Origin of the sequence: Polaribacter sp., from assembly GCF_965660385.1 — a bacterium.
In the GTDB taxonomy this organism is placed as follows: domain Bacteria; phylum Bacteroidota; class Bacteroidia; order Flavobacteriales; family Flavobacteriaceae; genus Polaribacter.
On record NZ_CBFHZT010000007.1, the window covers coordinates 32,084 to 44,817 of the forward strand.

The window sequence follows — 12,734 nt, forward strand, 5'->3', positions numbered from 1 at the left end:
TTTGAGTGATAAATTAATCGATTAGCGCATCAAATTCTGTTAAAAAATTTGAGTTTGTATTGTCTACAACTTGCCAACCGTAAATGGCTGATAATTGATAAATTTTAGAAATTTCTTCGAAAAAGCGTGTTTTTGCCTCTTTTTTTAAAGATGTTAAGGCCAATGTTTCTTTGATTTTCTCGATACTTTTTTGGTTGATTTTATTCAAATCTTCTTTAGAAAATGTATTAAACTGACTTTGTTGTAAATCGAAATATTTTACATCAGGTGCAATGCTAACTTCCTCTTTTGGTATTTTATTGATATATATTTTTTTAGCTAAAGAATCAATTTGAACTTCTAGTTTCGATAAGTCGTAACCAACTTCTACTTTAGCATTTACGGTAACAATTGCCTGTTTATCAAAAGAAACATAATCATAAAAATACTTTTTAGAATCTTTAAAATTGTAAACTTCAGAGAAATTACTGCTTGAAACCACTAATTTGCTTAGGTTTTTAATTGAGTTTACAACCACTTTTGTTTCTTCTTGTGTTTGATGCCTATCGTCTTTCTGATACCAAAACTTGGCAATTAAAAAGCCGATTAAAAAAACAAGGATGTATCTTGAAATTTTCATAAAATGTTATTAATCGTATTAAACGAATCGTTACACAAGTTACAAAAAACGAAGAGGAAATTTATTATTCTGCAGTTGTAGTTTCAATTTCTTTCTTTTCTTCTTTAGGAAAAGCTTGTTTGCTAAAAATAAAAAGCAAAGCAACCCCAATAGAAATATAAGAATCTGCTGGATTAAAAATATACTGAAAAAACGTAAATGGATCTCCACCTACAAAAGGAATCCATTCTGGTAAATCACCACTCCAAATAGGAAAATAAAACATGTCTACCACTTTACCAAAAAACAACTTACCATCTGTAGTTTCTGGGAAAAGCGTTGCTACTTTGTTACTGGGATGATTAAAAATGACGCCATAAAAAATAGAGTCGATTATATTGCCAACTGCACCAGAAAAAATTAAAGAAATACCAATAATTACAGCATTATGTACTTTGCGTTTTATGGTACCCATTAACCAATAAACAATAGCACCCACTGCTACAATTCTAAATAATGTTAAAAAAAGTTTACCAGCATTACCCCCAAATTCAATGCCCATTGCCATGCCGTTATTTTCTACAAAATGGATTCTAAACCAGTCAAAAACTTTAACTTCTTCACCCAACACAAAATGTGTTTTTACATAGATTTTTATAATTTGATCTAAAATAATGGTGATTAAAATAGTAAGAATTGCAATATTCTTTTTAGACATTTTTATGAATTTGAAGTCACAAAAATAAGAATATTATTCAGAATAGATTACTCAATATATAAACTGTCTAAAAGTTTGTTTTTGTGGGTTTTGTTCAGTGATATTATTACAACATTTGAATTTCTTTAGAGATATTTTTTCTGGCTTTTTCTTCAAATAGATGTTGATATTTAGTTGTGAAGTACAATTTTTCTCTGTCTAAAAAATTCAATAATACTTTTTTCCTTGCAGGATTGTATAAGAAACTGGGGTAAATTTTATATTCTTTTCTAATGTTTTGAATATAAATTTCATAAACATCCCAATCAGCGCCTAAAATAGCCAAGTCAAAGTCTAATAAAAAAGCATTATCAAAATTATCTTGTACAATAATTTGATGTTTTTTTGTAGATAAAATCAATTTGTAAATTCTACCAATATCAAGTTTTTCTCTTGGAATGTCTTTTAAGGCTATTTTTGTATAATCTGCACTTTTTTCTTCATTATTATTTGAGGTTACTGAATAAATAATATCATGAAACCAAATTGCAAACAACAATTCATCATAGTTTTTTATTTGATATTTATTTTCCGATGCTTTTTGTAACATCGAATGTATATGCATTAAATTATGATAATACCGATTTTTTGAGGAATAGTTTTTTTTAATATTTTCCCACAAAACCAACGCTTCAGAAGCATCCGAAAAATATTTTTCTGCCAGTTGAAACCAGCTTTTATGTAAATTCACTTCAACCAAAAAACTAGAATTGTTTATGAACCATTGTTGCACTTGCTTGTGCTGTTGGATACACAATTAAATCTTCGATATTTACGTGATAAGGCCTTGTAACCACAAAGTTGATAATGTCTGCTATATCTTCTGCTTGTAAGGCTTTAAAACCTTTGTAAACTGTTTTTGCTCTTTCTGTATCACCTTTAAAACGTACATTAGAAAATTCGGTTTCTACCAAACCAGGGTGAATGCCTGCAACTCTAATATTGTATTCGTTTAAATCTAATCGCATAGACTTATTTAAAGCGTTTACAGCAGATTTTGAGGCACAATATACATTGCCATTTTTATAGACTTCTTTACCAGCTGTAGAGCCAATATTTACAATAAACCCAGCGTTATTCTCAATCATTTTTGGGATAATTGCTTTTGACACGTACAACAATCCTTTTACATTAATATCTAACATAGCATCCCAATCATCAATACTACCTTCTTGTATGGTGGTTAAACCATGAGCGTTCCCTGCATTATTGATTAAAATATCGATGTTTTGAAAATTTGTGGGTAAGGATTGTATCGCTTTTTGAACTTCTTCTCTTTTTGAAACGTCAAAGTTGAGTGTAGTTACTTCTGTTTGATTACTTAATGTTTTCTGCAACTCGCTTAATCGTTCTTGCCTTCTGCCACACAGAATTAACCCGATGTTGTTTTTAGCAAATAACTCTGCTGTAGCTTTACCAATACCAGAAGTTGCGCCTGTAATAAATGCTGTTTTTTTCATAATATTTGTTTTTCCTATAAAGAGGTATCTATTTTTTTACTAAGATTTCTGCCTTAATATAAATGACAGATTTGTTGTACAATTTACCAGTAAATATTGTAAAATAGGATAACAAAAGTATAAAACTGATTTTTTTTAAAGGTTATTTCATAAACGAACTTTTTATCAATTATAAACAACGAAAAAGCCACCCTCCTCAGGGTGGCTTCTCTTTCAGTTGATTATTTACTAATAACCAACTAAAAATCAACTAACCAAACTTTATTTTAAATTTCTTCTATTCTTTGTTTTCCTTTGTATTTTAGTACGTTTTCTATTGTTATTCCTTACAAGTTCTTTGGCAGTTTTAACATTCTTTTCACCTTTTAAATACTGTATAAAACCTCTTCCTCCAAAATCATAAGTAGTATCTGAGTTTATATGATATAGACTAATTCGTCCATCATTTATAACGCTCAATTCAAACTCTTCAATATCTCCACCATCATAATTCAATGTTAAAATTTTTAGGTCTTCAAAACCGTTTACATCAAATATTTCATATCCACCTACATAATCCCAATTAATATTTGCAATTTGTGTGCCAAAATCATCTTGAGAACTATAAAATGTTGTTATATTTTCTGGTGTAAAACCTAAGTAGTTTTCACTATCAAAAGGGTTTTCTGTACCGCCAACAGCCTTTATTTTTTCCCATGCTTCATATTCTTGTAAAAAGTACTCTATGTTTTCATAAAACAACTTATCATAATCAAAATTACTTAAGCTATATCCTATTAAATAGTAGGCTACATTTTCCCTAACATTGTACAATCTAATTTCGTTATTAGAAATAATATCGACTTCAAAATCGTTAAAACCGTCAACATCATGATTGGTTTCTAAAAAGCCGTTAAAAGCATTGTAAGTACCTACATCAATTCCAAAACCATTTCCTGTTCTTCCAATATCAACAATATTGTTGTTGGCAAATAAAACACCATTGATGAACGATAAGGTAAATGCTCTTGATACATAAGGTACATCTCCTGTTCCTGTTGTTCTATGATAATCTACATACCATAAATCGTAACCAGAAACCACTTCTTCTAAAGTTAATGGATAATCATCTACAAACCCATCATTATACACTGTACAAGAACTTAATAATGATCCTGTAATGATAATCGTAAATAGTAGTTTTAGCGTCTTCATAAGCTTTGGTTTTATGGTTATGCTTTTAATTATTCAAATTGCGTGCCAAAAAAAATATACTCGAAGACTAATAAGGTAAACTCTTGTTTTTCTATTGTTTAGCAGCTGAAGGAAAAGAAATTGATTTTTCTTTTTTGAGTGATTTAATTTTATAATATTTTAATTTTCCATTGATTCTATAACTGATGATAGCATCATTTTCATGAAGTTTAAAGGGAAATTTTTGGATAACTGGTACAGGATTATTGATTTCTTTGGTTGGGTTGTTATCAATTGCAACTTCATTTTGTTTTGTTGATGTTTTAAAATAACCAATAACTAATTTACCAGATGTTGCTTTTTTAGTTTGAAGATTTGTTACTTTATTTCTAAAATACACATTTTCAAAATCAATATCTTCCTTTGTGGTATAGTTGATTTTTACGTTTGTTCCTTGAACCCCTGGTTGACCACCTGTCCAGTTTTCATAAACTGCATTTGTAATTTTAAATGGTGGTTTTTCATCAAATTGTAAACTACCACATTGCGAAAAGTTGGTAATGGCTATAAATAATGATAAAATTTTTAGTGTTTTCATGTGTAAGGTTTTACTTAATTTGTTCAAATTATATGCCAAGGTAAACAACAAAAATAAATTTTACCATACGATAGCCAAGAAAGTAAAAAGGGTAGCAATTAAAATTGCTACCCTTTTTTATTTTATTCTTTAATTGATATTAAAGAATCTTGTTTTTAATTTAGAAATTGAATCTAAGTGCTGCGTTCCAAGTAGTTCCGAAACCAAACCAAACTGAATTTCTTACGTCAATACCTTCCCAAGTTACTGAGTTTGCATCAGTAGCAATGTTAGTATTAGATTCTGCAATATATACAGTATCAAAAACGTTATTCACGTTTACTCTAAAAGAAGAGTCCATACCTAAGATTGTAAATCTTGCAGTTGCTCCTAAATCTACTAATCCGTAAGAAGGCAATTTTAAAGCACCATCATTATCTTCAGTATCAAAATCTTCGATAGAATAATCTGCATATAAACCATCTACAAAACGATAGTTAGCATCAAAACTAATTTTATCATTTAAGTTGTAGTCTACTCCTAAACTTGCAGTTGTTTGCGCTGCATCACCAACTTTAACATCTTCTAAATATAAAGTACCTGTACCAACCAAAGTTTGGTTATCATCAAATAAAGATGATTCAAAATCTTTAGTATATCTCCAGTCTCCTAAAGAAAACATACCTCTAATTTTTAATTTATCGGTTGCAAAATAAGTAGCTTCACCTTCAATACCATTATGTTGTACATCTATATCTGTAAACTGTGCTGTACCAAAGTTTGAAGAATTTGGAATAGGGAAACTTCTTGCTAAGAATCTGTTACCCCAAGTAGTTGCGTATGCATTAATTTTTACGTCTAATTTACTAGTTTTATAACCATAACCTAACTCGAAAGATACAATTTGTTCATTTTGTAAATCATCAGACACAGCATTTCCAAAGTTTGGAAAAACAGCATCGAATAATGGTTGTCTAGAGATAAAACCTGCATTAAAAAATACGTTTGATTTTTCGTTAAAGTTATAGTTAGCACCACCTTTTACGTAACCACCAGTCATGTTTTTAGTATCTGAGATTGGGTTATTTCCTGGTTGATTGAAGTAGTCTTCTCTTTGAAAAGATTGATTAGAAACACCAAATTGTAAAACTGCTGTAATCTTCTCTTCGTCATTGTATTCAACTAAACCGTTAACACCTTGCCAACCAACTACACCTACGTTATAGTAATCCATTTTTACAGTTTTTAAACCTGTATCGTTAAATGGAGAAGCTGCAACTGTATGATTTATAATTTGTCCAGCTGAATTTTCATCACCTGTAGCAAAATAACCGTCTAAACCTAATAAATCGTTTAATACTCTATAGTGATAACCTCTATAAGATCTTAAATCTACACCAATAGAAGCATTCCATTTTCCAAAAGTTGCATCTAAACTAGAGATACCTCCATACCAGTCATGAGAGTTCATAGAAGCTCTTCTTACCAAAACTTCTCTATTTACATTATCGTCTCTAAATCCATTAGAACCAATTAACTGACCAGCGTAATCACCAACAGACCCAGTATATGGAGAAGTAGAAGCTCTGTTCTCTGCTACTAATGCATCAAAATTGATTGTACCATCTGCATTTCTTGCACCTCTACCATTTTCATTATAATGCTCTGTTAAATCTCTATTAAAAGGTAAGATATCTAAAGTTGCATTTCTAAAGTTATTTCCTCTAGGACCTGTTCCACCTCCACGACCCCAAGAGCCATAAAGAGAAGTATTTAATTCTAAGTTTTCAGAAATTTCCCAATCCCAGTTGAATGTAGCTAAAGGTTTGTTATAGAAATTTCTTCTTAAGTTATATTCTTCACCATTTAAAGTACCTCCATTAGAGTTCCATCTTCTATCAATACCACTTTCTCCAAAGTTTTGGTAGTCTCTAATAGAAACCCAAACATCTCTTTGGTGGTGCCACTGACCTGCGCCTAAGAAAGATAAATTAAATTTTGATTTTGATCCTTCTGGTTCATAACCAACAGCAGCAAAATACGTATACCCTTCACCAGAAGTATTGTTTACATAACCATCTCCTTCCCATCTTGATAACAATACTGAGAATGCCCAACCTTTATCGTTAGTACCTGTATTGTATGACGCTCCTGTTTTTAAGTAACCATCATTACCAACCATTTGAAAGAAAGAACCTCCTTGAGTTTTCTGAGCAGCTTTGGTAAAAATAGATACTGTACCCCCTACTGAAGGAACAGCTAATCTTGATGCTCCTAAACCTCTTTGAATTTGGATACCAGAAGCAACATCTGTTAAACCTTGCCAGTTAGACCAATACACCCAACCGTTTTCCATATCGTTTACAGGTTGACCATTGATTAAGAAAGAAGTGTTACTTTGATCAAAACCTCTTAATGAAATTCTAGAATCTCCATAACCACCACTAGTTTTAGTAGCATACACACCTGGTGTATTGTTCATAATTTCTGGGAATTCTTGGTTACCTACTTTCAACGAAATTTCTTGAGGAGTAATTGTAGATACAGCAATTGGAGTTTCTCTCTCTTTTGCAATATCAATTACACCAGAAGTAATTACAATTTCATCTAAAGAGTTTCCTAACTCTAATTTAATAGTTCCAACAGAAGAAGAAGAAAAAGCAACTTCTTTAGTTTTGTAACCAATGTAAGAGATTACAAGAGTACCAGAATTTGCAGAAGCTTTTAATGTAAACTTACCGTTAAAATCGGTGTCAGTTCCATTTTTAGTTCCTTTTTCTAGAACGCTTGCTCCAGGCATTGGTTGATTTGTTTCGTCAACAACAGTTCCAGTAATTTTAGTTTGTCCTAAAACTGTAGCCGATACAAATAATAACGCAACAAGTAATAAGTTTTTAAAATTTTTCATTATTTAATTTGTTTATTGAATGTTTGGCAAAAGTCCATCTTTTGCCTGATTGTTTTGTTAATTTAACGTTAAATTTTAACAAGAAATTAAGACTGTAAATTTATAAAAAACAGCCCTGAGCCATTTAAAATCAAACACTTATATTTTACCCTATTTGTTAACAAAATTGCTCTTTTTCGTAAACATTTTGATAAATAGATTTGTTATACTTAAATCTATTGTTTGTTCAATAATTTTTTAGCCAATTCCTTACCTAATTCTACTCCAAATTGGTCGTAACTATAAATATTCCATAAAATACCTTGAGTAAAGATTTTATGTTCGTACATCGCTACTAGCTTACCTAAAGACTTAGGTGTAAGCTTATCGAAAAGTATTGCTGTACTTGGTCTATTACCTTCAAAAACTTTAAAGGGTAGTAATTGGTTAATTTTATCTTCATCACCAGAAAATTGTAATTCTAAATGCACCTCTTCTTTAGTTTTACCAAAAGCTAAAGCTTCCATTTGTCCATAATAATTTGCCATTAACTTTTTATGATGATCTGTTAAACCATACAAAGATTCTTTGTAGCCAATAAAATCTGCAGGAATTAACTTTGTACCTTGATGCACCAATTGCATAAAAGCATGTTGCATATTTGTACCTGTGCTACCCCAAACTATGGTGCCTGTTTGGTAATCTATTTTATCGCCATTTCTATCTACACCCTTACCATTACTTTCCATAATGGCTTGCTGTAAATAATCTGGAAGTTTCTTTAAATATTGTGAGTATGGTAAAACAGCCTCTGTTTCAGCGAAATAAAAATTGTTGTACCAAATGCTAATTAATGCTAAAACTACAGGGATATTATTCTCGAAATCTTCGTTTCTAAAATGATTATCCATTTCTTCTGCACCATCTAATAAAGCTCTATAATTATCAAAACCTATAGATAAACTGATAGACAAACCTACAGCAGACCATAAAGAAAAACGACCACCTACCCAGTTCCACATTGGGAAAACATTCTTTTTATCGATACCAAAACTATCTACAGCTTCTAAGTTTGTAGATACTGCCACAAAGTGTTTTGGAATATCAAAAATAGTTGCTGATTTTAAAAACCAATTTTTAATAGTTTCTGCATTACTAATGGTTTCTTGCGTAGTAAATGTTTTAGAAACAATTACAAACAATGTAGTTTCTGGATTTAAATTTTTAATGATTTCAGAAACGTGATCACCATCTACATTAGAAACAAAATGTGTATTTAATTGATTTTTATAAAATTTAAGTGATTCTACAATCATATCTGGTCCCAAGTCAGAACCTCCAATACCAATATTAACAACATCTGTTATTGATTTTCCAGTATACCCTTTCCATTTTCCAGAAATCACTTTGTTAGAAAAGCTTTTTATTTTTCGTAAAGCGGTTTGTATTTGTGGTTTTATGTTTTTACCATCTACTAAAACTGGCTCTTCTGATGTACTTCTTAATGCGGTATGTAAAACTGCTCTGCCTTCGGTAACGTTAATAACTTCACCAGAAAATTGACTTTCTATCGCTTTTTTAAGTTCGACTTCATTTGCGAGTTCTAACAGTAAATCTAAGGTTTCTTTGGTGATTCTGTTTTTAGAAAAATCAACTAATAAATCATCAAATTGTAAAGAGAAGTCATTTACTCTATTTTCGTCTTTATACAAATCTTTTATTGTGATATTTTGAATATCGTTAAAATGATTTGCTAGTTTTTGCCAAGATTGTGTTTTAGTTGGGTTGTGATTTGGTAAAGCCATTTTTTAGTTTTTTGCTATGATTTCATTAACTTCGGCAGGCTCCTCTACAGGAACTCTGTCGTAATCTAATTGATATTTTAGTGGTTGTATGAATTTAAAAAAAGTGGGTTTAATCTCTTTTTTCATGGGTTTTGCTGCTGGTAATTTTTCCTTTAATGGATCTACTTGTTTGCCATATTTCCAAAAACGATAGCAAACATGTGGCCCTCCTGTATTACCTGTCATACCCACATAACCGATGACATCTCCTTGTTTTACATATTGCCCTTTTTTTACGGCCTGATTTCTCATGTGTAAATATTGGGTAGAATAGGTGTTGTTGTGTTTTATTTTAACAAACTTTCCATTACCACCTCTTCTGGTAGATTCTACAACTGTACCATTTGCAGTTGCTATAATTGGTGTACCTATTTTGGCTGCAAAGTCTGTACCTCTGTGAGGTTTTACTCTGTTGCCATAATACGCAATTCTTCTGCGTAAATTGTATCTTGACGAAATTCGATATTGAAATTTTATAGGAGCTTTTAAAAACTGACTTCTTAGCATTTTTGCATTCTCATCATAATACTCGTGAATATTTAAAATGGAATCTGCTAAAAATCGGAAAGCGTACAAATCCTTTCCATTATGATTAAATACTGCTGATTTTACCTTACCATAACCCGCAAAAGTTGTGTCATCAATAAACTTTTCTTCGTACACTATTTTAAATTTGTCTCCTTTTTGAAGTCTTAGAAAATCTAAGGTCCAAGCATAAATATCTGCCACTTGGTAAGTTAAATTTGGTCTTAATCCCAAACTATCCATAGAAAAAGTAAAGTTAGCATTGATAATGCCATTGGCAACTTTTTCTACAATTTTAATGGGCTTTTTGTAGTGTTTTGCTGTAATTGTAGAATCTTTAAAATCTAGAATTGTGGCATTTATTTTATCGTGTTTATAAATAAAAACCTGAGCTTTTTCAGTAGAATCTTTACTGGCTAAAATTGTATAGGGCTTGCCTGCTCTAACTCTTCTAACATCAAAAGTATCTTTAGCTACAGTGGCGATTTCGTTTATTTTAGGATACATTACATGATGCCTGTCTAAAATAATACCAAAACTCTCACCACTTTTAATCGTATCTTGAATTACCTTATAATCATCAATTTTATACCCAAATCTAATTTCTGGTTTGGGCGCTTCTTTTTTAACGATTACGGGTTTAGGTGCTTCTTTTTTACAGGATGAAAAAGAAATAATAAAAGCTAAAAAAATAAGTGTTTTTTTCAATGAAAATGGCTGTTTTAATCAATTTCAAAAGTACAAATAAAATTGATTTATTTTAAAACTAATACCATAAGTTCATCAAACGGTTTCGTTAATTTTTTTTAGAGCTTTTTAAATGAATTTGCTAAGCCTTTATAAGCCTCTAATTCTGCTCGTAAAGAGCCAACAGCAAGTGAAGCTTGCATTTTTATGGGTATTTTATTGTCATCATCTGTAATCCAAATGGTAACACTTTCTTGTTCTTTAAATATTCTACCAGATTCAACTAAAGGTCTAAACACTAAAGATTTTACCTTTCCGAATTTTGTTCTCAAGATTTCTCTACCTAAAAATCGTAATTTAAACGGATATACTTTACTATCTAAAAACATATCTAACGCTAATTCTTCTCCTTTTTTTAAGTTTTTTGTGTCTGTATTTCTTAAATAATAAAAGGAAGATAACATGTCTTGTACGTTTTTAAAAGCAACAGAAGTGTCTTTTTGATTGGTAAAATCTTGCACATATGCTTTTTTTGAATCGTAATTAAATGTTGTAATTCTATGTTTTTTATAACCCCCTTCGTTTATTTTTCTTTTAAATACATAGGGTTTTATTACATTTTTATCAAAATAAGATTCGTATAAATCATCTACCTCAAAAAACCATTTAATCATACCAGAGGTCCAGCCTGTACCTTTAGTGTAAAATACTTTTTTACCATTAAGCTCTTTTTCTTGAACTTCTAATATTGCTGATCCTGCTCGTAAAAACCCACTGTAGCTCATCTTATAACGTAACCACTCACCACTTTTAAATGCTGGCTTTTTTTCTTGACTTTGGCTAAGTGAAAAATAAAATAACGCGAAAAATAAAAAGATATACTTTTTCATAAATATCAAACTTATAAAAAAGGAATGACAAAATGCGTTCCAAAAGTGGAAAAGAATGGTTTAATGTATAAGAACTTACTTTTTTAATATAATTTTAAGAAGATTAAAAGTTACCCCAATTGGCTAATTCTTCTGTATTCCACAAATAAGGATAAAAAATTCTTCGTTGATATTTAGGGTGCATGTATTTTCGCCAGTTACTACCACCTGTTGCTTGCAATTCTGAATCGTTACCACCAATATATTTTGCAGCTGCATTGTAATGAGCCATCACCCATTTTACATTTACAGTATAATCGTAATGACGCATTGCTTTTATTAAATCTTGGTTTTCTTGTACTTTTTTTGGTAATTGTTTAAATTTTAATGATAGATTGATGTCATTATAATCTTCCATAAAGTCGATAAAATCTCCCATGTATTTTTTTTCAAAAAGATTTAATAAGGTTGATTTTTGCCCTGTTGTATAATTTTTTCCTGCGGCTTGCCAATACAAATGGTTGTAGGCATTTCTAAAAGAAGAGTTTCTATCAATCGTATCTCTATAACGTGCATCTATTAAATTGATGAGTTCTGTAGATGCAAACTCAATTTTTCTGTATTGTGCTGACTGAAAACCACTTGCAGGTGTTAAGGTATTTCTAAATTTGAGATATTGTTCACGCTCCATTCCATCTGTCATCACTGTAAATGAGCTACACAACATATCAAAATATCTACTTACTCTGCCTAAATGCATCGAAAATTTATCAGCAGTTAATTTAATTGCTTTTGCAACTTGCTCAATTTCCCAAAGAATCATTTTAAACAACAATTCATTTACTTGATGGTACATGATAAACACCATTTCATCAGGTTGATTGGTTCTTGGCGTTTGTAATCCTAAAAGCGCATCTGTCTGAATATAATCCCAATAAGTAATAGGAGTACTATGCAATAAACCTTCTAACATGGCGTCTACAGGAACGCCCAGTTTGTCATACTTTTCTTCTATGGCTTTTAAAATTTCGTCTCTATTCATGTGATTATCTAATTCTAGAAATCTTATTATATCTTATTTTCGATCAATTTCAACATTGTTTTCTCTAAGAATTTGATATAATTTTTTTGTTGATACTCGGTAATCTTTACAAAGATCTAAAACATTTGCCTTTCTTCTTTTGTATAGCCTAACTATAGTTTTTACAGCTCTTTTGTTAAAATAGCTATTGATATTTTCCATAATTTCAACCTCAGTTTCATCGGATGTTTTAGCCAATTCTCTAATATCTTTTATTATTTTTTTGGTAGCTTCATTCATTAAATATCTTTTATTTAGTATTTGTTTATAATTAGT

At 30.5% G+C, this 12,734-nt stretch carries 12 protein-coding genes; all 12 read right to left on the minus strand.

Annotated features, from left to right (window positions below):
• Positions 1–13 precede the first annotated feature (13 nt).
• Positions 14–619 carry a DUF4230 domain-containing protein gene (locus ACTG3V_RS03670; RefSeq protein WP_439130781.1) on the minus strand — a complete coding sequence of 202 codons (606 nt, stop codon included), beginning with the start codon at positions 617–619 and terminating at the stop codon, positions 14–16.
• A 64-nt stretch (positions 620–683) separates the two neighbouring features.
• Complete coding sequence (locus tag ACTG3V_RS03675; RefSeq protein WP_439130782.1) at positions 684–1,316, minus strand: lipoprotein signal peptidase; 633 nt, start codon at positions 1,314–1,316, stop codon at positions 684–686.
• Between the two features lie 106 nt (positions 1,317–1,422).
• A complete protein-coding gene (locus ACTG3V_RS03680; protein WP_439130783.1) occupies positions 1,423–2,088 on the minus strand; it encodes an HD domain-containing protein in 666 nt (221 codons plus the stop codon).
• Positions 2,060–2,815 carry an SDR family NAD(P)-dependent oxidoreductase gene (locus ACTG3V_RS03685; RefSeq protein ID WP_439130784.1) on the minus strand — a complete coding sequence of 252 codons (756 nt, stop codon included), beginning with the start codon at positions 2,813–2,815 and terminating at the stop codon, positions 2,060–2,062. Before ACTG3V_RS03685 ends, ACTG3V_RS03680 begins: the two co-directional genes overlap by 29 nt.
• A 261-nt stretch (positions 2,816–3,076) precedes the next feature.
• Positions 3,077–4,009 (minus strand): hypothetical protein, encoded by a 933-nt coding sequence (locus ACTG3V_RS03690; RefSeq protein WP_439130785.1) that lies wholly within the window; start codon positions 4,007–4,009, stop codon positions 3,077–3,079.
• 91 nt (positions 4,010–4,100) lie between these two features.
• A complete protein-coding gene (locus ACTG3V_RS03695) occupies positions 4,101–4,586 on the minus strand; it encodes a hypothetical protein (protein WP_439130786.1) in 486 nt (161 codons plus the stop codon).
• Between the two features lie 160 nt (positions 4,587–4,746).
• Positions 4,747–7,473: a TonB-dependent receptor gene (locus ACTG3V_RS03700; RefSeq protein WP_439130787.1), complete on the minus strand. Its 2,727-nt coding sequence runs from the start codon at positions 7,471–7,473 to the stop codon at positions 4,747–4,749.
• Positions 7,474–7,688: 215 nt separating this feature from the next.
• A complete protein-coding gene (gene pgi, locus ACTG3V_RS03705; protein WP_439130788.1) occupies positions 7,689–9,257 on the minus strand; it encodes a glucose-6-phosphate isomerase in 1,569 nt (522 codons plus the stop codon).
• 3 nt (positions 9,258–9,260) lie between these two features.
• Positions 9,261–10,529 (minus strand): peptidoglycan DD-metalloendopeptidase family protein, encoded by a 1,269-nt coding sequence (locus ACTG3V_RS03710; RefSeq protein WP_439130789.1) that lies wholly within the window; start codon positions 10,527–10,529, stop codon positions 9,261–9,263.
• A 98-nt stretch (positions 10,530–10,627) separates the two neighbouring features.
• The gene (locus ACTG3V_RS03715; protein WP_439130790.1) at positions 10,628–11,398 is read right to left on the minus strand and encodes a DUF3108 domain-containing protein; all 771 of its coding nucleotides are present in this window, start codon (positions 11,396–11,398) and stop codon (positions 10,628–10,630) included.
• Positions 11,399–11,501: 103 nt separating this feature from the next.
• Positions 11,502–12,419, minus strand: a complete 918-nt coding sequence (locus ACTG3V_RS03720) for a tryptophan 2,3-dioxygenase family protein (protein WP_439130791.1) — start codon at positions 12,417–12,419, stop codon at positions 11,502–11,504.
• 33 nt (positions 12,420–12,452) lie between these two features.
• Positions 12,453–12,698 (minus strand): hypothetical protein, encoded by a 246-nt coding sequence (locus tag ACTG3V_RS03725; protein WP_439130792.1) that lies wholly within the window; start codon positions 12,696–12,698, stop codon positions 12,453–12,455.
• Between the last annotated feature and the right edge of the window lie 36 nt (positions 12,699–12,734).

Excerpts from the sequence above, each read along its gene's own strand:
- ACTG3V_RS03670 (WP_439130781.1), bottom strand. The coding sequence starts at position 619 with ATGAAAATTTCAAGATACATCCTTGTTTTTTTAATCGGCTTTTTAATT.
- ACTG3V_RS03675 (WP_439130782.1), bottom strand. The coding sequence starts at position 1,316 with ATGTCTAAAAAGAATATTGCAATTCTTACTATTTTAATCACCATTATT.
- ACTG3V_RS03685 (WP_439130784.1), bottom strand. The coding sequence starts at position 2,815 with ATGAAAAAAACAGCATTTATTACAGGCGCAACTTCTGGTATTGGTAAA.
- ACTG3V_RS03690 (WP_439130785.1), bottom strand. The coding sequence starts at position 4,009 with ATGAAGACGCTAAAACTACTATTTACGATTATCATTACAGGATCATTA.
- ACTG3V_RS03695 (WP_439130786.1), bottom strand. The coding sequence starts at position 4,586 with ATGAAAACACTAAAAATTTTATCATTATTTATAGCCATTACCAACTTT.
- ACTG3V_RS03700 (WP_439130787.1), bottom strand. The coding sequence starts at position 7,473 with ATGAAAAATTTTAAAAACTTATTACTTGTTGCGTTATTATTTGTATCG.
- pgi (WP_439130788.1), bottom strand. The coding sequence starts at position 9,257 with ATGGCTTTACCAAATCACAACCCAACTAAAACACAATCTTGGCAAAAA.
- ACTG3V_RS03715 (WP_439130790.1), bottom strand. The coding sequence starts at position 11,398 with ATGAAAAAGTATATCTTTTTATTTTTCGCGTTATTTTATTTTTCACTT.
- ACTG3V_RS03720 (WP_439130791.1), bottom strand. The coding sequence starts at position 12,419 with ATGAATAGAGACGAAATTTTAAAAGCCATAGAAGAAAAGTATGACAAA.
- ACTG3V_RS03725 (WP_439130792.1), bottom strand. The coding sequence starts at position 12,698 with ATGAATGAAGCTACCAAAAAAATAATAAAAGATATTAGAGAATTGGCT.